General features: G+C 32.1%; 18 protein-coding genes and 16 tRNA genes. 3 read left to right on the top strand and 31 right to left on the bottom strand.

The features are described 5' to 3' along the window. Nucleotides 1-28: 28 nt before the first annotated feature. The 6 genes from LQ609_RS08400 to nagA all read right to left on the bottom strand — a co-directional run bounded on the left by LQ609_RS08400 (nt 29) and on the right by nagA (nt 7,411). Entirely contained in the window at nt 29-2,194 is a 2,166-nt protein-coding gene (locus tag LQ609_RS08400) for an RNA degradosome polyphosphate kinase (protein ID WP_115337289.1), read from the bottom strand. A gap of 71 nt (nt 2,195-2,265) precedes the next feature. Beyond that, a complete protein-coding gene (ppx, locus tag LQ609_RS08395; RefSeq protein WP_239734578.1) occupies nt 2,266-3,792 on the bottom strand; it encodes an exopolyphosphatase in 1,527 nt (508 codons plus the stop codon). 92 nt (nt 3,793-3,884) lie between these two features. After that, a complete protein-coding gene (fumC, locus tag LQ609_RS08390) occupies nt 3,885-5,273 on the bottom strand; it encodes a class II fumarate hydratase (protein ID WP_119634438.1) in 1,389 nt (462 codons plus the stop codon). Between the two features lie 188 nt (nt 5,274-5,461). Continuing rightward, the gene (locus LQ609_RS08385) at nt 5,462-5,608 is read right to left on the bottom strand and encodes an SAS053 family DNA gyrase inhibitor (protein WP_239701513.1); all 147 of its coding nucleotides are present in this window, start codon (nt 5,606-5,608) and stop codon (nt 5,462-5,464) included. Between the two features lie 4 nt (nt 5,609-5,612). Further along, nucleotides 5,613-6,212 carry a 6-phosphogluconolactonase gene (locus tag LQ609_RS08380; protein WP_107509807.1) on the bottom strand — a complete coding sequence of 200 codons (600 nt, stop codon included), beginning with the start codon at nt 6,210-6,212 and terminating at the stop codon, nt 5,613-5,615. A gap of 47 nt (nt 6,213-6,259) precedes the next feature. Next, complete coding sequence (nagA, locus tag LQ609_RS08375) at nt 6,260-7,411, bottom strand: N-acetylglucosamine-6-phosphate deacetylase (protein ID WP_078357635.1); 1,152 nt, start codon at nt 7,409-7,411, stop codon at nt 6,260-6,262. Nucleotides 7,412-7,497: 86 nt separating this feature from the next. Between nagA and LQ609_RS08370 the strand changes: the two genes are divergently transcribed. Next, entirely contained in the window at nt 7,498-7,635 is a 138-nt protein-coding gene (locus LQ609_RS08370) for a hypothetical protein (RefSeq protein ID WP_016913147.1), read from the top strand. 29 nt (nt 7,636-7,664) lie between these two features. On the opposite strand, the gene trmL is transcribed toward LQ609_RS08370, so the two are convergent. The 9 genes from trmL to LQ609_RS08325 form a co-directional block, all read right to left on the bottom strand. After that, the gene (gene trmL / locus LQ609_RS08365) at nt 7,665-8,138 is read right to left on the bottom strand and encodes a tRNA (uridine(34)/cytosine(34)/5-carboxymethylaminomethyluridine(34)-2'-O)-methyltransferase TrmL (protein ID WP_078357636.1); all 474 of its coding nucleotides are present in this window, start codon (nt 8,136-8,138) and stop codon (nt 7,665-7,667) included. A gap of 3 nt (nt 8,139-8,141) precedes the next feature. Then, nucleotides 8,142-9,269 carry a tRNA epoxyqueuosine(34) reductase QueG gene (queG, locus tag LQ609_RS08360; protein WP_107509806.1) on the bottom strand — a complete coding sequence of 376 codons (1,128 nt, stop codon included), beginning with the start codon at nt 9,267-9,269 and terminating at the stop codon, nt 8,142-8,144. A 168-nt stretch (nt 9,270-9,437) separates the two neighbouring features. Continuing rightward, nucleotides 9,438-10,199, bottom strand: coding sequence for an acetylglutamate kinase (argB, locus tag LQ609_RS08355; protein ID WP_078357638.1), 762 nt, complete (start codon nt 10,197-10,199; stop codon nt 9,438-9,440). Nucleotides 10,200-10,213: 14 nt separating this feature from the next. Then, nucleotides 10,214-11,452 carry a bifunctional glutamate N-acetyltransferase/amino-acid acetyltransferase ArgJ gene (gene argJ / locus LQ609_RS08350; RefSeq protein WP_239734577.1) on the bottom strand — a complete coding sequence of 413 codons (1,239 nt, stop codon included), beginning with the start codon at nt 11,450-11,452 and terminating at the stop codon, nt 10,214-10,216. Between the two features lie 15 nt (nt 11,453-11,467). Beyond that, nucleotides 11,468-12,502, bottom strand: coding sequence for an N-acetyl-gamma-glutamyl-phosphate reductase (gene argC, locus LQ609_RS08345; protein ID WP_239734576.1), 1,035 nt, complete (start codon nt 12,500-12,502; stop codon nt 11,468-11,470). A 26-nt stretch (nt 12,503-12,528) separates the two neighbouring features. Continuing rightward, nucleotides 12,529-13,254 carry an amino acid ABC transporter ATP-binding protein gene (locus LQ609_RS08340; RefSeq protein WP_078357641.1) on the bottom strand — a complete coding sequence of 242 codons (726 nt, stop codon included), beginning with the start codon at nt 13,252-13,254 and terminating at the stop codon, nt 12,529-12,531. Next, nucleotides 13,247-14,710: an ABC transporter substrate-binding protein/permease gene (locus LQ609_RS08335; protein WP_078357642.1), complete on the bottom strand. Its 1,464-nt coding sequence runs from the start codon at nt 14,708-14,710 to the stop codon at nt 13,247-13,249. The genes LQ609_RS08340 and LQ609_RS08335 overlap by 8 nt, the downstream gene beginning before the upstream one ends. Nucleotides 14,711-15,071: 361 nt before the next feature. Then, nucleotides 15,072-16,124 (bottom strand): PTS sugar transporter subunit IIC, encoded by a 1,053-nt coding sequence (locus LQ609_RS08330; protein WP_208143715.1) that lies wholly within the window; start codon nt 16,122-16,124, stop codon nt 15,072-15,074. 72 nt (nt 16,125-16,196) lie between these two features. Beyond that, nucleotides 16,197-16,538 carry a nuclear transport factor 2 family protein gene (locus LQ609_RS08325; RefSeq protein ID WP_078357644.1) on the bottom strand — a complete coding sequence of 114 codons (342 nt, stop codon included), beginning with the start codon at nt 16,536-16,538 and terminating at the stop codon, nt 16,197-16,199. 83 nt (nt 16,539-16,621) lie between these two features. Here LQ609_RS08325 and LQ609_RS08320 point away from each other — a divergent pair, with 83 nt between their 5' ends. After that, complete coding sequence (locus tag LQ609_RS08320; protein WP_078357645.1) at nt 16,622-17,587, top strand: LacI family DNA-binding transcriptional regulator; 966 nt, start codon at nt 16,622-16,624, stop codon at nt 17,585-17,587. Nucleotides 17,588-17,647: 60 nt separating this feature from the next. Next, entirely contained in the window at nt 17,648-17,863 is a 216-nt protein-coding gene (locus LQ609_RS08315) for a Gfo/Idh/MocA family oxidoreductase (RefSeq protein WP_078357646.1), read from the top strand. A 92-nt stretch (nt 17,864-17,955) separates the two neighbouring features. Here LQ609_RS08315 and LQ609_RS08310 read toward each other — a convergent pair. The 16 genes from LQ609_RS08310 to LQ609_RS08235 all read right to left on the bottom strand — a co-directional run bounded on the left by LQ609_RS08310 (nt 17,956) and on the right by LQ609_RS08235 (nt 19,648). Beyond that, nucleotides 17,956-18,040, bottom strand: a tRNA-Leu gene (locus LQ609_RS08310). Nucleotides 18,041-18,275: 235 nt separating this feature from the next. Beyond that, nucleotides 18,276-18,350, bottom strand: a tRNA-Cys gene (locus LQ609_RS08305). Between the two features lie 6 nt (nt 18,351-18,356). Next, nucleotides 18,357-18,428 (bottom strand) — tRNA-Gln (locus LQ609_RS08300). Nucleotides 18,429-18,442: 14 nt separating this feature from the next. Continuing rightward, nucleotides 18,443-18,515 (bottom strand) — tRNA-His (locus LQ609_RS08295). Nucleotides 18,516-18,517: 2 nt separating this feature from the next. Next, nucleotides 18,518-18,591, bottom strand: a tRNA-Trp gene (locus LQ609_RS08290). 18 nt (nt 18,592-18,609) lie between these two features. Continuing rightward, nucleotides 18,610-18,693: transfer RNA gene (locus tag LQ609_RS08285), tRNA-Tyr, on the bottom strand. Between the two features lie 6 nt (nt 18,694-18,699). After that, nucleotides 18,700-18,775, bottom strand: a tRNA-Thr gene (locus tag LQ609_RS08280). Between the two features lie 14 nt (nt 18,776-18,789). After that, nucleotides 18,790-18,862, bottom strand: a tRNA-Phe gene (locus tag LQ609_RS08275). 20 nt (nt 18,863-18,882) lie between these two features. Next, nucleotides 18,883-18,958: transfer RNA gene (locus tag LQ609_RS08270), tRNA-Asp, on the bottom strand. A gap of 11 nt (nt 18,959-18,969) precedes the next feature. Beyond that, nucleotides 18,970-19,043: transfer RNA gene (locus LQ609_RS08265), tRNA-Met, on the bottom strand. A 29-nt stretch (nt 19,044-19,072) separates the two neighbouring features. Beyond that, a tRNA-Ser gene (locus LQ609_RS08260) sits at nt 19,073-19,165 on the bottom strand. A 12-nt stretch (nt 19,166-19,177) separates the two neighbouring features. After that, nucleotides 19,178-19,251 (bottom strand) — tRNA-Ile (locus tag LQ609_RS08255). Between the two features lie 37 nt (nt 19,252-19,288). Further along, nucleotides 19,289-19,362, bottom strand: a tRNA-Met gene (locus LQ609_RS08250). 19 nt (nt 19,363-19,381) lie between these two features. Next, nucleotides 19,382-19,457: transfer RNA gene (locus LQ609_RS08245), tRNA-Ala, on the bottom strand. Nucleotides 19,458-19,481: 24 nt separating this feature from the next. Continuing rightward, nucleotides 19,482-19,555, bottom strand: a tRNA-Pro gene (locus tag LQ609_RS08240). 19 nt (nt 19,556-19,574) lie between these two features. Then, nucleotides 19,575-19,648 (bottom strand) — tRNA-Arg (locus LQ609_RS08235). Nucleotides 19,649-19,744 lie beyond the last annotated feature (96 nt).

Genomic DNA, 19,744 nt, shown 5'->3' with positions numbered 1-19,744 from the left:
GGATTGGGAGGGCTTTATATTTTGAGCTTTATCGTTTTAATCTTTCTTTAAATTTATTTATGAAACTCCTTCTTCTACTTCTTACAGGCTGTCCAATATTTATATGAGATTGTCTCATTTCTTTAGCTGCTAATAATGCTTCATCCATCAACATTTCTTGAGAGTTCATGTGTTTATTACCAGCATCATTGTATTGATAATTACCATCGGAATTTTGAATACGTCCTTTTAATCCATCATTTAATTGTAAGTTTAAAATATCTTTTAATCTACTTACTACTTTAGGATCAAGTATAGGGAATAATATTTCAACACGCTTTATCATATTTCTTGTCATCATATCCGCAGAGGAAAGGTACATCTTTTCTTCACTATTATGGTGAAAATAATATATTCTAGAATGTTCTAAAAATCTGCCTACTATACTTATAACTTCGATATTTTCACTTACCCCTTTAATACCTGGTTTCAAGCAACAAATGCCCCTAATAATAAGTTTGATTTTCACACCGCTTTGAGACGCTTCATATAATTTTTTAATTACTTTTTTATCAGTTAAAGAATTCATCTTAGCTATAATGAGTCCATTGCCATGCTCATTGTGTAATTCTATTTCTTGTTCAATATGATCAACAAAGAAATCACGAATTTCAAATGGTGCCACTATTAATTCATTATAATCGGGTTTCAAAGAGTAACCGCTTAAATAGTTAAAGAAATTAATGGCATCTTCACCTATTTTAGGATTTGTAGTAATGATACCCATATCTGTATATATTTTTGCTGTTTTGTCATTATAATTTCCTGTACCTAAGTGTACGAATGGTATAACTTTTCCATCCACTTTTTTTATTACGAGTGTTATTTTGCTATGCGTTTTAAGGAAAGTCATGCCATATATAACATTACATCCTGCATCTTCTAACATTTTTGCCCATTGAACATTGTTTTCTTCGTCAAATCTAGCTTTTAATTCAACTAATACTGTGACTTGTTTCCCGTTCTCGGCAGCGTTTTTCAATGCTTGAATGATTGTTGAATCACTGCTCACCCTATAAAGTGTTTGTTTAATAGCGAGTGTATTTGGATCTTCTGATGCTTCTTTAATAAATTCTACAATTGGTTCAAACGATTCATATGGGTGATGGAAAAATACATCTTTTTCTAAAGCTAAATCATAAACATTATTTTTGTTTAAAGAGGAAGGTAATTGTGGTCTATATGGTTTGTACAATAATTCAGGGAATAATTCTTCTAATCGTCCTACAAGAGAGAATAATACAGTTAAATCTAATGGCCCATTAACTCTGTATATATCTTTATTAGTTAACTCTAGCTCATTCATTAAAAACATACTTTTTACTTCTGTATCAATATGTCTACTATCTATTTCAAGTCTTACTGCTGCACCGCTTTTTCTTTCTTTTAGAAACTTTTCAATTTCTATTAATAAATCTTCCGCACCATCTTCATGGATTGTTAAATCAGCATTTCTCGTCACTCTAAAAGTATACGTGTTTATTACTTCAAATCCATTAAATAATTGTTCAATAAATAAAGAAATGACATCTTCTAAAAATACAATATACTTTTTACCATCATATTCCAACTTAATAATTCTATCTAATAATGTTGGTACAGGTACTATTGCTGACTTTATTTCACCATCATTTAACTTTATATCAACAAATAAATTGAGCATTTTATTATTTAATTTAGGAAATGGTCTATAAGCATCAATTCCTAATGGTGAGAGTGTTGGTAATATTTCAGTATTGAATTGATTGTGTAGTTGATCAATTAAATCTTCTGGCAGTCTTTCTGGTTGTGTAATAAATATATTATAAGTTTTTAATAAATCCTTTAATTCATTAAATCTCTTATATTGAAGATACACGTTTTCTCTATTTTTCTTTTCTATACCGGTAAGTTGTTCTTTTGGCGTTAATTGTGCTTTATTCTCTGGTTCATTAAAATTCATTTTCACTTGGTCTTTTAAACCTGCTACTCTGACCATGAAAAATTCATCTAAGTTAGAACTATGAATTGCTAAAAATTTTAGTTGTTCAAGCATTGGATTGTTCGGATCAATCGCTTCCTCAAGAACACGATAATTAAAGTCAAGCCAACTTAACTCTCGATTATTATAGTACTCTGGATTGTCTAAATAAAACCCGTTCGTTTGCGTTTCCATAATTATCTCACCCTTTACTTATTTCCATTCATCTTTAAAAACTGACACTGTTTCATTAAAACGCAAAATTGTTAACCTTGTGTAAATATTATATTAAGTTTTTTTGGTAGTAACTTTTCTATATGTTTTTTCTGTCTTTCTGACTGATATTCTTCTGCAATTGGGTCTGTTACATAATCCACTATTAAGTCAAATTCATTTTTCTTGTCAATTAACTCCAACGTTTCTATGCAATCAGTATTTGAAACATTTAATGCATTAGCGAATTTTATTATTCCACCTAGCTTTTGAATGAGTTCAATTTCATTATCTTTAAACCAAGATGTTTCTTTTACATAAAACTTAAGTAATGATTTATTTTTAAAACTTGCAAGAAGCGCTAATTTCACTCTATCTCTATGTGAGAATCCATTAATACTTGAATTTGCTATAATATAATAAGTATGTTGAGAACTAGAATCCGCATCAATAAATGCACCTAAATAGTATAAATATGCCGCTTCTTTCAACAATTTTCTGTCTTCATTAGAAACTTCAAAATCAGTTATTTCTATCACTTTATTAAGTAAATCTTCTGCTAATCTCATACGCTGTTTACCGTTAGAAGGATTTATATTATACTCATTTGCTAAATATCTTAAAGCATCTGTAGTCACATTATCTTTATTAAACGATTTTGGGAAATCTTCTTTCAACCTTGTCATAACTAAACCTTCACGTAACCCTTTTCTAGAAAAAGTGAAACGAGTTGCATCTGTTATATCATAAAGCGTGTTAAATACAATAGAACTTGGAATAATAATATCTGTACGATCTCTACTTAATCCATCTAAATCTTTTAAATCACTTTTATCTGATTTTTTTAATTCATCATACACTTCTTCTAAATCTTTTTTAGTCATATCATAACCATGTACCCCCGCAATAGGATAGTTATTTAAAGACTGATGAATACGTGCATTATTTCGTGCTGAACCACCAATTCCAATAATTGGAACTTTTTTATCTTTTATCCATTTTTCAGATTCAAATTGTTCTTTAACGAATTTTTCACACTTTTTTATCGCATTTTTATCATTGTGATCTTTATCCACGAAAAACATTTTTTCTAACGTTACAACACCAAAAGGAAAACTAATCGCTTCTTTTAATTTCTTATTTTCAAAATAAGTAACCTCTGTTGAACCACCACCAATATCTACAGTTATACCGTTTTCAATATTTAGTGTATGTGTTGCTGCATAAAATCCATAAAAAGCTTCATCTTGTTCTGGAATAATTTCGATATCAAGATTAGTTTTGAATTTTACGCTTTCAATTATTTGATCTACATTTTTTGATTGTCTAACTGCTGCAGTTGCTGCAGGGACAAGTTCTTCAACATGAAATTTTTTAGCTACTTTTTTAAAACTATTTAAAGTTTCTACTAAAACGTTAATGCCTTCTTCGTTCATATTTTTATCTTCATCTAAAAATTGACTTAGACGAGCAGGTGTTTTAATATTTTGTAGTTCATTTAATCCTGTTTCTACTGAATACTCAAAAATAACAAGTCTTATTGTATTAGAACCTATATCTATTAATCCTATTCTTTTCATAAATTTCCTCCAGGAATCTATATATTTATACACAAAAAGGTGCTGCCATAGCACCTTTTTGTGTTCTTAATATTTATGTCTTACAGATGCTACTATTTTTTAGAGCTTATCATATCTTCAGGTTTAATCCATTCATCGAATTGTTCTTCTGTTAAATGACCAGATTGAATGGCTGATTCTTTTAAAGTTAGTCCATTTTTGTGAGCATTTTTTGCAATAGCTGCTGCATTTTCATATCCAATATGTGGATTTAAAGCAGTAACTAACATTAAAGATTGATTTAAATATTTATCAATATTTTCCTCGATAGGTTCAATACCAACAGCACAATTATTGTTAAATGTTTCGATACCATCAGTTAATAAATAAATTGATTGTAATGTATTATACAAAATAACTGGCTTAAATACGTTTAATTCAAAGTTACCTTGTGAAGCAGCAATACCTACTGCTGAATCATTTCCAAGGACTTGTACTGAAACCATAGTTAACATTTCACATTGAGTTGGGTTTACTTTACCTGGCATAATTGATGATCCTGGTTCATTTTCAGGAATAGAAATTTCAGCTAAACCAGCTCTTGGGCCAGAAGCTAACCATCTAACATCATTTGCAATTTTCATTAAATCACTTGCTAAAGCTTTTAATGCACCATGCACATAAACTACTTCATCATGTGCAGTTAAAGCATGGAACTTGTTTTCAGAAGATACAAATGGATAACCTAATTGTTTACCAATTTGTTTAGCAACTTTATCACCAAATTCAGGATGTGCATTTATACCAGTACCAACAGCGGTACCACCGATTGCTAAGTTCAATAATTGACCTTTAGATTCATTTAGTAGTGATTCACATTTATCCAACATATATCTCCAACCACTAACTTCTTGTCCTAAAGTTAATGGTGTCGCATCTTGTAGATGAGTTCTACCAATTTTGATAATATCTTTAAATGATTCTTCTTTATCTTTAAAAGTATTTCTTAACGTACTTAAAGCTGGTAATAATTTAGATTCAATTTCATGATATAAAGCAACGTGCATTGCAGTTGGATATGTATCATTTGAACTTTGAGACATATTTACATGATCGTTTGGATGAACACTATCATCTGAACCTTTTTCTTTTAAGTATTCATTAGCTACATAACTTACAACTTCATTAACATTCATGTTACTTTGCGTACCACTACCAGTTTGCCATACAACTAATGGAAACTGATCGTCTAGATTTCCTTTTAAAATCTCATCTGTTGCAAAAACAATTGCATCTTTTTTATCATCTGATAATTTACCAAGTTCATGGTTTGAAATTGCTGCTGCTCTTTTCAAGTGAGCAAATCCATATATAACTTCAATAGGCATTTGTTCTTTTCCTACTGGGAAATTTTGTTTACTTCTTTGTGTTTGCGCTTTCCAATATTTATCGCTTGGGACTTTAATTTCACCAAATGTATCATGTTCAATTCTGTAACTCATTGTAATTACTCCCCTTTATTCCTTGTAGTCATCACTCATTATTCATCTTTATTATATCTTATACAGCCTATGATTTAAACTCTCAGTTGTCAGATAATTTAAATTATCATAAAAAAAGGAGTGGAACCGAAATCTATTCTATTAATAAAAGATTTCGTCATCCCACTCCCTATAAAATATAATGCATTTTATGAATCTTGTGCTTCTTTCTTTTCTTCATATGCTTCATCATTTTGTTCTGAAATTTGTTCCATTTCTTTACCTAGTTCTTTTACATCTTCTAAGTCTTGAACCATTTCATTTTCTTCTTCTGGCTGTTTATTCAATATATTCACCTTCTTATGAAAATTGAATTGAGAAGTAAGATCTAACATCTTCTGGCAATCCTTGTGCCGCTTCATTGTCTAATATAACTGTTACCATTCTATGTTGTTTTAATTTTGCTGATTCAACTGAGCCGTTAGCTGGTTCTTCATACAACTTGCTAACTGCTTTTGCTTTTTCTTTACCTGTAACTAATACAATGACTTCTCTAGCTGGATGAATTGCTTGATTATAATCTAATCCAGTTCTGCTATCTTCAGTTAAAGTCACAACATCTAACATCAATTTATTTTTCTTTTTGTCAGTGTTTACTTTTTCTTTAATGAATGATTCTACATCACTACCAACATCTGTTTTTAAAACTTGCTTAGCTGGTACACCTAGTTCAGTATAATAATCTTCTTTACCATCAAAATCCAAAATGTGTACTTGACTAAAGTTTACTGGATTTTTCTTAACATCATCTAATAATTCATCGAAAAATGTTGTATTCTCTGCATCTAAGTGCACGCCAACTACTGAAGTACTATCTGAATTAAATTGTTTGCGAACTACGTCTGCAGCGTAACGTGCAGCGATATCTTTCGTTTCAAATACTTTAAAGTTTAAAGCCATTTTGTCCACTCCTCATTTCAACTTATCTATTTTCAAAAAATTAATCTTTAATCATTATTTATAATATACCCTTTTTTAATAGTAGTTAAAACATTTAATTCTGAATCAACTACAACAAAGTCTGCTTGCTTGCCAATTTTAATAGAACCAAGTCTATCATCTACATTTAAACGTATAGCTTGATTTAAACTTGTTGTGCGCCATGCTTCTTCAAGTGACACGTTTGCAAAGTCCATCAAGTTCTTTAAGCCCTTATTCATTAAAAGTATGCTTCCTGCTAATGAACCATTTTCTAGTCTTGCCTCATTATTTTTCACATAAACATCTTGACCACCAAGATCGTATTTTCCGTCTGACATTCCTTTTGCTCTCATTGCATCAGTTATAATACAGAAGTTCTCATTACCTTTTGCCAAATAAGCTAATTTAACCGCTGCTGGATGTGAATGCACACCATCGACAATAACTTCAGTTGTTAGTCTTTCATTAGTCAGTGCTGCTCCAAATACTCCAGGTTCTCTATGCGTAAAAGTTGTTTGTGCATTATATAAATGTGTTACATGTTTAAGTCCATAATTTACCGCTTCTTCAATCCCGTTATAATCGGTAACTGTGTGTCCTGCAGAAAAAATAACGTCATTGCTTAAATGTTTTATCGTTTCTTTTGCACCTTCTACTTCTGGAGCAATTGTTACTATTTTAATATTCCCGTTTGATTTTTCTTGGAACTCATTAAATTTTTGCACTGTGGGTCTTGCAACAAATGCTGGATTCTGAGCACCAACTTTATGTTCAGAGATAAATGGACCTTCTAAATGTACACCTAATATTTCTGCGCGCTTTTCATCTAGCGGTTTATACTTCGCAACATTTTCCAATGCATCATTAACTGCATCTGTTGACTGTGTCATAGTAGTAGCTAAAAAGCTTGTTGTTCCTTCTGATAATAATTTTTCAGATAATACGTTTAAAGTTTCTGGAGTAGCATCCATAGCATCTTGACCATAACCACCATGTATATGTATATCAATAAAACCTGGTATCAAATGTTGTCCTTTTAAATCTACAACACGAGCATTACCTTTATAGTCACCTTCTTGAATATCATAAATAAAGCCATCACGCACTTCGATATATCCATTTTCAATCTTTGTTTTTTCAGTATAAACTTGTGCATTTTTTAAAATATAATTATCCATTTGTATGTCTCCTTAAAAATGTATTTAAATATTCCCCTAATTCGTTTATAATAAAGATAACATAACATTACGAGGGGGCTAATTAAATGAACACGTTATTAATTTGTATGGTTGGTGTAGCATTTATTACTGCGATGTTAACTGCTGGTCGCGATTCTAAAGACTATGGTCTTAAAGAAGAAGATTTAAATAAAGAACTTGAATCTTTAAAATCAAATAATTAATAACTGAGACCATTTGGCCTCAGTTTTTTTTATGATAAATTAGGATAATTTTGTTGTCTTAAAGCTTCATAAATTAAAATTGCAGCAGTGTTAGATAAATTTAATGATCTTACATTTTCATTCATTGGAATTCTTAAAGCCGTATCTTTATATTTTTCTTTAATCCAATCTGGAAGACCAGTCGTTTCTCTACCAAACACAAAATAATGATCTTCATCTAAACTACTATAATCAAATTCAGTGTGTGGTTGTGTACCAAATTTAGTTAATAAATAATAGTTTCCACCTTCTGTTTTCTCAAAAAATTCTTCAACACTATCATAATAAACAATATTTACGAATTTCCAGTAATCTAATCCTGCTCTTCTTAACATTTTATCATCAGTACTAAAACCTAAAGGTCTTATTAAATGTAAAGTTGTATCTGTTGCTGCACAACTACGTGCAATATTCCCTGTATTTGCTGGTATTTCTGGTTGATATAAAACTACATGATTTGTCATATTTTATTTTCTCCTAATCTCTAATCCTTTTATCATTTCTTCTTGAACTTCTTCAATTTCACGTTCATAGTGCGACATTATAAATGATCTTGCTTCTTCACCTTGAATTTGTCCAATTGCCCAAAATGCTGTACCTCTTATCATTGGTCTAGGATCTGTTAATGCAACATCTTTCAAATCAGGTATTGCACTTTCTTCATTAAAATGTGCAAGTGCAACAATTGCATTTCTTTGAATCGGTTTCTTTCCACGCCATGCACCAGCTAAATGTCCATAAGTATTCTTAAATTCTTTGTTAGACATTTTTAATAATGGAACTAATCTAGGCTTCAAGACTTCAGGTTCTAAGACGATATCATCTTGTTCTGTGTTAATCCCTCTATTTCTTGGACATACTTGCTGACATGTATCACAACCATATAGTCTATTACCAATTTTATAACGATATTCATCTTTTAAATATCCTTTAGTTTGCGTTAAAAAGCTGATACATTTTTGACTATTTAATTGTCCATCACCCACTAATGCTCCAGTAGGACATCGATCTACACATATATTACAATCACCACAACTATCGATAACCGGGTCGTCAGGTTTAAATGGGATACTCACTAACATCTCACCTAAATAGCTCCATGTCCCTAAATCTTCATTTATAATAAAGCCATTTTTACCTGCAAATCCTAAGCCAGCTCTTTCAGCAACAGCTCGATCAGATAGAACACCTGTATCAACCATCGATTTCACTTCTACATCTGGTACTTTCTCTTGTAGGAATAAACTGAGTTTATCTAGTCGATTTCTCATAATCGTATGATAATCTTGACCCCAAGAAGCTCGTGCAAATAAACCTCGTCTGTCACCTCTTACACTTTTAGGTGCATCTTTTAATTTATTAGGATAACCTACTGCAATAGCAATTATTGATCTTGCAGATGGTAAAGTGAGTTTTGGAACTGTTCTTAATTCAATATCACTTTCTTCAAAACCAGACGCATAGCCCTTTGAGTGATAATCTTCTAATTTCTGTTTTAATTCATCAAAGGGATCTGCCGTTGTAAATCCAATGCTATCAATTCCAATAGAATGCGCGTAATCTATTACTTCTTGTTTCAATAAATCTAAATTCAAATTGATTCACCTCACTATCAAACATGCTTATATATTTTAACATATTTATATGAAAGTTTTAGATTTTAAAGTTATTTAAAACAAATTAAATCTTGAATATAAACAAAAAAGCTGCCAACAAAGATAGTGAATTTGTTGGCAGACTAATCATGTTGAATTGTTATATCTTTAAGAAGTAATCGTAGTACCTATTTCATTTGATATCGAACTCTTTAATAAAGCATGTTCTGATGATCCAGAAATAATTTTTACGCTTTTACAACCATCTTTTATAGCTGAAATTGCACCAGTAACTTTAGGTATCATTCCACCATATATTTCAGTCGTTTCAATATAATTATTAATATCTTTAATACTTAAGTTAGCTTGAACTTCATCTTTAATGAGTACACCTGGAATATCACTTATTAGAAATAAATCACCTTCCATTTCACTTGCAATTTTATAAGCTAAACTATCAGCATTAATATTGTATCGTTGTCCACTGATACTATCTATACCTATAGGAGCTACAACTGGGATACTATTTGAACAAATAAGTTCAAGAGCAGCTTTGTTAACTGAAGAACATTCTGCAACAAAACCGTATTTAGGATGAAGTGGTTCTATATCAAATAAATTCATATCTATTCCATTAACACCTATTGCTAATGGTTCATATTGATTGATTTGAAATACTACTTGAGGATTCACTTCACCTATCAATGTACTAGAAGTTTGTAGCAACACTTCCTCATCAGTTACACGTAATCCATCTACAAATTTACTTTCAACTCCTATTTTACTAAGTTGCTTATTTATAAATGGACCTCCACCATGCACGATTATGGGTACATAATTTTGCTTTTTTAAAGTGAGAATATCTTCAATTATTGATTTGTTAAGATTATTTAATATACTTCCGCCTATTTTAATTACTGCATACTTCACTTAAAGACCTCCAATTAGGTTCTATATAATGCATTAATTTTCACGTAATCATAAGATAAGTCGCACCCAAATGCTGTAGATGTAAAGGATGAATCACCAATCTTAGCATTGATTTCAATAGTATCCTGCTCCATTTTAGCTTTTAAATCTAACTCATCAAATGAAACATTCATTCCTTTGCTAACCAATAAATGATCACAGAGCCATACGTCTATATCAGTTGGATTTATCGTAATATCAGCATATCCAATTGCTGAAATGATTCTGCCAAAGTTTGGATCTGCTCCATGAATAGCCGTCTTGACTAGACTAGAACCGACGATTGTTTTAGCAATAATATTGTTTTGTTCTTTTGTTTCGGCACCAGTAACTTTAACTTTTATTAATTTCGTTGCACCTTCACCATCCCTAGCAATACTTTGTGCTAAATATCGACTTACATGTTGCACTGCTTTAGCAAATTTATTCCATTCAGGATGTAGCTTACATAATGGTTGGTTATTACTTTCACCATTTGCTAAAAGAATAACCATATCGTTAGTACTTGTATCTCCATCAACAGTAATCATATTAAAAGTTTCATCAACAGATTCTTTCAATAAACTATTTAAATCTTCAACTTCTACGTTTGCGTCTGTAGTCATAAATCCTAACATAGTAGCCATATTCGGATGTATCATACCTGATCCTTTACAAGTTCCACCAATTGTTATCACTTCATTATCAATAGTCACTTGTACAGCTATGTGCTTGGTTTCTTTATCTGTTGTTAAAATAGATTCATTAAAATTTTCAGAATTAAAATCATTTTGTATATCTATATTATTAACGCCATACTTTATTTTTTGCATTGGTAAAAATTCGCCTATTAAACCTGTTGAAGCAACTGCAATTTCATGTTCTGGTATTTGTAATTTTGATGCAGCCCATTTTTGAGTTTGTTTCGCATCTTCAACACCTCGTTTACCTGTACAAGCATTTGCTATTGCAGAATTAATGATTACTGCAGAAAGTTTATTATTAACACTTATACTCTCCTCTGTAACTTGTAATGGTGCAGCTTTGAAAGCATTTTGTGTATATACTGCTGCACAATTAGCTGGAACTGATGAAAATAGCCAACCAAAATCTTTCTTTTCTCTACGAAGGCCCACGTGTGTTCCACCTGCTACAAAGCCCTTAGGTGTCGCAACGTCACCTTCTTCTATAATTGTCAATTCAGAGTCAATTAATTGTTCAGTTTCTTCTAACATCAAATTCCTCCATTTCTAAGGATATACTGGTAATAAATTCAAACCTTCATCTTCATTAAATCCATATAAAATATTCATGTTTTGAATTGCTTGACCACTTGCACCTTTTACTAAATTATCTATTACAGTTACAATTACAGCTTTATTTCGTTCTTCGTCAACGTAAATACCTATATCGCAAAAATTACTACCTAATACTTCCTTAGTTTTTGGAAATTCACCTATTTTCCTAATACGGACAAATGGTTTATTTTGATAGGTTTTTATATACATTTTATGTAATGCTTCTTCTGATATTTGTTCATTTAAATCAACATAAATTGTAGCCAGTATGCCTCTTGTCATAGGAACAAGATGTGGTGTAAACATTACTTTAATATCAGATCCTGATAATTTTGATAAATATTGCTCAATTTCTGGCGTGTGTTTATGTGTTCCTAATTTGTAAGCAGAGAAATTCTCATTCGCTTCTCCATAATGAACATTCTGACTTAAACTTCTACCTGCACCAGAAATACCTGTTTTAGCATCTATAATTATTGATTCCTTATTAATTAAATTGTTTTTTAATAGTGGATGTAGAGAAAGTAAAGTCGCTGTTGGAAAACATCCTGGATTAGCAATAATTTTAGTTGAATCATTGTTTATATCGGACCACTCAGCTAAGCTATAATTAGCTTTATCAAGTATGCTTTGTTCAGCTGGTTTTTCACCATAATATTTTTCATATAATGCTGGATCTTTTAGTCTAAAATCTCCTGATAAATCAATAACTTTTATTCCTCGTTCAATTAATTTAGGAATAAAATGTTTACTCACATTTGATGGCGTAGCAAATAATATTAAATCGCAATCTACTTTATCAACATCTAAACTTGAAAATGGTACATTAATATTGTCTTGCAAATGTGGAAATGTTTCTTTAATGTCTTCCCCAGACTTAGAATGTGAAAATACATATTTAATATTCACTTCTTTATGTTGTTTGAGTAATCTAATTAGTTCAATTGCACCATATCCACTTCCGCCGACTATACCTATTTCTAACACGAAAACACCTCTTTTATTTTTTAGTATTACAATACTTTAGATAAAAATTGTTTCGTTCTACTATTTTGCGGATTATCAAAAATTTGTTCAGGTGTACCTTCTTCTTGTACAATTCCTTCATCCATAAAAATGACATGATCACTTACATTTTTAGCAAAGCCCATTTCATGTGTTACAACTACCATTGTCATGCCTTCTTTAGCTAAATCTTTCATAACACTTAACACTTCCCCAACTACTTCGGGATCAAGTGCTGAAGTTGGTTCGTCGAATAAAATAACTTCTGGATTCATAGCTAATGCCCTCGCAATAGCGACACGCTGCTTTTGTCCTCCAGAAAGTTTTGAAGGATAAACATCCGATTTATCTTCTAATCCAACTTTTTCAAGCAACTGATGAGCTTGTTTTTCTAATTCAGATTTATTTCCTTTTTTTAAAGTCAAAGGCGTTAAAGTAACATTATCTATAACTTTTTTGTGAGGGAACAAATTAAAGCTTTGGAACACCATTCCCATTTTTTGTCTTAATTGATCCAGCTTTGCTCCCTTAGTATTCGTTAGATCATTGTTTTCAAAAATAATTTGACCTGAAGTAGGATCTTCTAATAAGTTTAAACATCTTAATAGCGTACTTTTACCACTACCTGATGGACCTATTATGGCAACTACTTCTCCTTTTTCAATATTTAAATTAATACCTTTTAATACTTCATTTTTACCAAATGTTTTGTGTAAATCATTAACTTTAATCACTGACACTGAACCTCCTTTCAGCAATATACATCACTCTAGATAACGTAAACGTTAAAATGAAGTACAATACTGCTGCTACTAACAATGGTGTGAATGGATCAAACGACGCACCTTGCACAACTTGTGCATTAAACATTAATTCACTAACACCTATTACTGATACAATAGATGATTCTTTAATTACAGTTACGAACTCATTACCTAAAGCTGGTAGTATATTTTTAATGGCTTGAGGCATAATAACTTTTTTCATAGCTTGTGATTTGTTTAAACCTAATGATCTTGCGGCTTCCATTTGACCATTATCAACTGCATTAATCCCTGCTCTAATAATTTCTGCTATGTAAGCACTACAGTTAATAATAAGCGCGATAATACCACAAATAAGTGCAGATAAATCTAAACCAAGTACTGCTGTTGTACCAAAATACACTAAAAATACTTGAACTAATAAAGGCGTTCCTCTTATAAATTCTATATAAACTGATGCAATAGATTTTAAGATTTTACTGTTGCTTAATTTCATCAATGCAAAGAAAACACCAATAAGTGCACCAGCTACAACTCCTAAGAATGATAATAGAATTGTATATCCAACACCATGTAAGAAATAAGATCCATATTTGCTAAAAAATGATCCATCATCAAACATTGCTTCTGTGGCTTTATCTTGATAATCTTTTATCAAATTATTATCTCGAACTTCTTTAACACTTTTATTGACTCTCTCCATTAATTGAGGAGAATCTTTAGGTAAAGCGATGGCAGTTGTTTTATCTGCATCAGAAAAATCAACATCTGAATAAGTTAAATTTGGATTTTTCTCTAAATATGCATCTGCTACAGGACCTTCAATAATCATTCCATCTACTTTTCCTGAATTAAGTGACATAATAACTTCAGGTACCCTTGCAAGTGAGCTCACTTGAGAGTCTGGCATTTCAGTTTTTGCTAATTCTTCTTGAGTTGTTTGCTTTTGTACTCCAATCATTTTTCCTTTGAAATCTTCAATTGTTTTTAATTTATCTTTATCTTTCTTTTGAACAATTAGTCTTTGCTTAACTTCCATATAGTGATCTGAAAAATCAACTTCTTTTTTTCTTTCAGGAGTCGGTGCCATACCTGAAATAATCATATCTATTTTCCCAGTTTTTAAAGCACCTAATAAACTATCAAATTGCATATTCACTATTTTAAGCTTTATACCATTGTCTTTCGCAATTTTTTTAGCTAACTCAATATCTATACCTGCATACTCACGCTTTCCATCTTTGGTATGTTCAAATTCATATGGTGCATAATCTGCTGATAAACCTACTCTTAGCTCGCCACGTTCTTTAGCTTTTTCCCACTGGTCAGTTTCTTGGGCGTGTGACTGTTTGGGGACTAAATATGGAATAGTAAGTAGTAAACAAACTGTTATAAGTACTACTTTCACAAATAAATTTCTTTTCAAAGTTGTAACCTCCTGAATTAATAATATTCATTATTATACGCATTTATGTAATTTTATGCAATGCTTTTTATAAAAGTTTTTGAATGGTTATTCATTTAATCGTTACTAAATATAATCTCATTTTAAAATCAAATTTTTGTAATCACTGTTATAACACTATTAAAAATAACTAGCACTGATTTAATGCACTTATAAATGTGATATCAATATGCAAATTTGTGAATAATGATTTATTCTACCTCACTTTATGAAAACAAACAATATATTTTCATAATATTCTAATAATTATAGTTAAATTTATATATAAAATGTAATATAAAAAAGCGTCCTCTAACTGAGGGCGCTTTTTAGTATTCAATTCTTATGCATTTTCTTTAAACAAAAACATTTCCTGATTATATTTAGGCAATAATTTCAAACATAATCTATGTACAATATAAGCAAATACAAATGGTATAACAAAGTACGCGAATATTAAAAGAACTATATTTACAATTATTGAGCCGTCCATATATTTTATTGCATTAGCTGGACCAACAAAACCTGTATATCCGAATCCTGTTGACATAGGTGTTCCTTTTATTCCTACAAAATACGTTAGCAAACCACTCATTAACCCATTAATGATCAACGGTATTGCTATTATTGGATTTTTAAAGTAGACAGGTATCATCATTTTTGCAGCACCAATAATAAGTACGATATTAATCCCTTTATCATTTACTTTCCATGATCCCATTAAGAATGTTACACATGCCGCAACGATTCCCATATTACCTGCACCTGAACTTAGACCTTCTAATCCTACAGCTGTTGCAATTGCTACCAATGAAATTGGAGTGACCATAAGGAGAGCATATGTAATTGCTATCAAAATACACATTAACAATGGATTTAAAGTCGAGAATTGTTCTATTAATTTTCCAATGCCTTTTGTTACATTACTTACATATGGCAAAGTAAGCATTCCAATAAAACCACTAACTACCGAAATAAATATTGGCATAATTAGCATATCTAAAGAACCAAATTTACCTTTTAATTTAATCATTAAATAACAACTAATGATTAATACAACTATTAAATTGACCACATCACCAATACTAACAAACATAAATTGGCCATTTTGGACTTTCACAGCACCTGAACCTATTAATCCAGCTGCCCCTATCATCACGGCATCTGTAGCTTGGAATTTAAATTGATTAGCTACAATTATTCCTATAATAAAACTCATAGCATATTGCATAAGTAATAAAGCTTGGTTAAACATTTCAAGTACAGGGTGAAACTGTGATAAGTAACTAAATAAAACACCTAATATTGCATTTGGTATAAGCGCAATAACAATACCTACACCTATACCATTTAATATGTTAAAGAAAAATTCCTTTACAGTGAAATGTCTATCCATAAAATTCCTCCATATTTAAATATGTATTAATCATATATGAGTTTATTTTAATAGACAATCACATTTTTAATTTTAAATAATTGTACCTTGATGAAATCGCATTTTCCACTGGTTATTTTTTCTGATCCACAAAGTACTTCTATTCGTTAATACATTATCCGTCTCATTGAATAATTTATATGTAACCAATACAATGCCTTTTTGAATCTTGTCAGTTACAAAGTCACTAATTTGATATTCAAAAGTATGTAAAGTGCTGTTTTCAATATCATTTTTATAAATGACTCTACCCGACTTTCCAATCTCTTTGAAATTATCATCAAGTAAATCTAGTATAATGTTATGATCTAATCTATTATTTGCGTTTAAATGAGAACATTCCAGTTCAAAAAATTGTTGTTTAATAAATTTCACCTACTTTATAATTTAAAGATAATTTTTAAGTTAATATGCTAAAATATTTATATAATATATAGTATAAATGAGGGGGAATCCGAATGACAAATCTAAAAGAAGTCGCAAGAAAAGCTGGTGTTTCTCCCAGTACTGTTTCAAGAGTAATTAATAACCACCCTTATGTAAACGAAGAGAAAAGGAATAGAGTACTCCAAGTTATAGAAGAAATAAATTATATACCTAACATTAATGCCATACATTTAAAAAAAGGTAAAACAAACTTAATAGGTGTTGTTATTCCTTTTTCTAATCATCCTTATTTTTCTCAGCTAATACAAGGTATATCAGAAGAAGCAATTAAATTAAACAAGAAAATTGTACTTTTCCAAACTTCTTATGATAACGACCAAGAAATAGACGCTTTAGAAATGCTTAAACTAAAACAACTAGACGCCTTAATTATATGTTCAAGAAATATTTCATTAAATATAATCGAACAGTATGTTGAATATGGTCCTATCTCTATTTTTGAAGATATAACACATTCTAAGCTTCGTACAACCTATATAGATCACTATAAAGCCTTTTACACGGCATTAAACCATTTGTACGAACATGGACATCGAAATATCTCATGTGCTATTAATAGAAAGAATAGTACAAGTTCATTATTAAGGATTGCAGCTTATAAAGATTTTTGCAAAGAAAAATCACTAACTTTCAATAATAAAAAGATTTATGAAAATTATGTATTACTAGAAGATGGTTATATACTTGCTAAAGATTTAAATAAATCACCAACTCCCCCATCAGCAATTATAGTTTCAGGTGACAACACTGCTGCTGGTCTATTACTAAGTATAAACAATGATGCAAAAGAACATTTATCTATTATTGGCTTTGAAAATCATAAAATATCAGAGATGCTTAATTTGACAACGATAGAAATACCACTTATCAATATAGGCAAAAGTCTCTTTAACCAATTATACGATAATAATATAACACATCACTTTTTTGAAACTAAATTAATAAAAAGAAATTCTGTAAAAAATATTAATTGTTGACATGAAATGCATTTCATAGATTATCCTTTATTTAATCACATATCTTAGGGGGTAATTTAAATGAATAAACAAAAAGTCGGCATTGATGGGTGTAACATTACTTCAGAAATATATGTAGAATTAGTTCAACACACAAGAAATATTGACATAGTAGCGTGTGCAGATGATAATTTAACAAAAGCAATTAATATGAAAGATAAATACGGAATTCCAAAAGTAATGACAAGAAGTAAGTTGTATAATGATCAAAAAATTGATTATATTATAAAACTTTAAATTGCAGGTTAGTAAAAGAAGAAGACAGTAATCTAATGATGAAATTATAAAAGGCTGAGACAAATTAATTGTCTCAGCCTTTTTGTTATAAGTACCGGTGGTCGGGTTCGAACCGACACGTCCTCAACGGACACGGGATTTTGAGTCCCGCGTGTCTGCCAATTCCACCACACCGGCATAATTATATTTCCTACAAAAAAATCTTCCCAATGGAAGAAATAATGGAGCGGAAGATAGGACTTACACCTATATCTCATTCCAGGAAGGAATGTATTCTAAGAGTTGAAATACTCCCGCATTTTAATAATTAGTAGTTCTGAAAAATAATGGAGCGGAAGATAGGATTTACACCTATATCTCATTCCGGGAAGGAATGTATTCTAAGAGTTGAAATACTCCCGCAAAATATTAATGGAGGCGGCAACCGGATTTGAACCGGTGAATAGAGGTTTTGCAGACCTCTGCCTTACCACTTGGCTATGCCGCCAGACTACTGGGCTAGCTGGATTCGAACCAGCGCGTGACGGAGTCAAAGTCCGTTGCCTTACCGCTTGGCTATAGCCCATTAATAAAAGTAAGGGCGGCTGATGGGAATCGAACCCACGCGTGTCGGAACCACAATCCGATGCGTTAACCACTTCGCCACAACCGCCATGGCAGGGGCAGTAGGAATCGAACCCACATCAAAGGTTTTGGAGACCTCTATTCTACCGTTAAACTATGCCCCTATTAAATTATAAGAAATATGGTGGAGGGGGGCAGATTCGAACTGCCGAACCCGAAGGAGCGGATTTACAGTCCGCCGCGTTTAGCCACTTCGCTACCCCTCCGATAGATGGTGCCGGCCAGAGGACTTGAACCCCCAACCTACTGATTACAAGTCAGTTGCTCTACCAATTGAGCTAGGCCGGCATAATGTTAAAAGATGGCTCAGGACGGAATCGAACCGCCGACACAAGGATTTTCAGTCCTTTGCTCTACCGACTGAGCTACTGAGCCATACATAAAATTTTAAAAAATGGCGGTCCCGACGGGAATCGAACCCGCGATCTCCTGCGTGACAGGCAGGCATGTTAACCGCTACACCACGGGACCTAAAATAATAATTGCGGGAGGTGGATTTGAACCACCGACCTTCGGGTTATGAGCCCGACGAGCTACCGAACTGCTCCATCCCGCGATAATAATAATTTAATTTTACAAATATAATGGCGGAGGAAGAGGGATTCGAACCCCCGCGAGCCGTTAAGCCCCTGTCGGTTTTCAAGACCGATCCCTTCAGCCGAACTTGGGTATTCCTCCACTATATAAGTATGGACCTTGCAGGACTCGAACCTGCGACCCAACGGTTATGAGCCGTTTGCTCTGACCAACTGAGCTAAAGGTCCAAAATTTAAAATATGTATTTCATATTCAAAATTTTAATGGCGGCAGAGGGGATCGAACCCCCGACCTCACGGGTATGAACCGTACGCTCTAGCCAGCTGAGCTACGCCGCCGTAATAATATTATTTTAAATGGTGGAGACTAGCGGGATCGAACCGCTGACCTCCTGCGTGCAAAGCAGGCGCTCTCCCATCTGAGCTAAGCCCCCATTTAATATGTAACTTTTAAAGAGTCGGGAAGACAGGATTCGAACCTGCGACCCCTTGGTCCCAAACCAAGTGCTCTACCAAGCTGAGCTACTTCCCGTAACCAAAAATGGTCATTACGCGCCCGAGAGGAGTCGAACCCCTAGCCTCTTGATCCGTAGTCAAACGCTCTATCCAATTGAGCTACGGGCGCATATTAAAATGGTGCCGAGGACCGGAATCGAACCGGTACGGTAATCACTTACCGCAGGATTTTAAGTCCTGTGCGTCTGCCAGTTCCGCCACCCCG

It is taken from the genome of Mammaliicoccus sp. G-M28, from assembly GCF_022386595.1.
In the GTDB taxonomy this organism is placed as follows: Bacteria; Bacillota; Bacilli; order Staphylococcales; family Staphylococcaceae; genus Mammaliicoccus; species Mammaliicoccus fleurettii.
This window is presented reverse-complemented; position numbering and strand designations above follow the sequence as displayed.

Excerpts from the sequence above, each read along its gene's own strand:
- LQ609_RS08330 (WP_208143715.1), bottom strand. The coding sequence starts at position 16,124 with ATGGATAGACATTTCACTGTAAAGGAATTTTTCTTTAACATATTAAAT.
- LQ609_RS08370 (WP_016913147.1), top strand. The coding sequence starts at position 7,498 with ATGAACACGTTATTAATTTGTATGGTTGGTGTAGCATTTATTACTGCG.
- ppx (WP_239734578.1), bottom strand. The coding sequence starts at position 3,792 with ATGAAAAGAATAGGATTAATAGATATAGGTTCTAATACAATAAGACTT.
- fumC (WP_119634438.1), bottom strand. The coding sequence starts at position 5,273 with ATGAGTTACAGAATTGAACATGATACATTTGGTGAAATTAAAGTCCCA.
- argJ (WP_239734577.1), bottom strand. The coding sequence starts at position 11,452 with ATGTTAGAAGAAACTGAACAATTAATTGACTCTGAATTGACAATTATA.
- LQ609_RS08315 (WP_078357646.1), top strand. The coding sequence starts at position 17,648 with ATGAATAAACAAAAAGTCGGCATTGATGGGTGTAACATTACTTCAGAA.
- nagA (WP_078357635.1), bottom strand. The coding sequence starts at position 7,411 with ATGGATAATTATATTTTAAAAAATGCACAAGTTTATACTGAAAAAACA.
- LQ609_RS08380 (WP_107509807.1), bottom strand. The coding sequence starts at position 6,212 with ATGGCTTTAAACTTTAAAGTATTTGAAACGAAAGATATCGCTGCACGT.
- trmL (WP_078357636.1), bottom strand. The coding sequence starts at position 8,138 with ATGACAAATCATGTAGTTTTATATCAACCAGAAATACCAGCAAATACA.
- LQ609_RS08400 (WP_115337289.1), bottom strand. The coding sequence starts at position 2,194 with ATGGAAACGCAAACGAACGGGTTTTATTTAGACAATCCAGAGTACTAT.
- LQ609_RS08320 (WP_078357645.1), top strand. The coding sequence starts at position 16,622 with ATGACAAATCTAAAAGAAGTCGCAAGAAAAGCTGGTGTTTCTCCCAGT.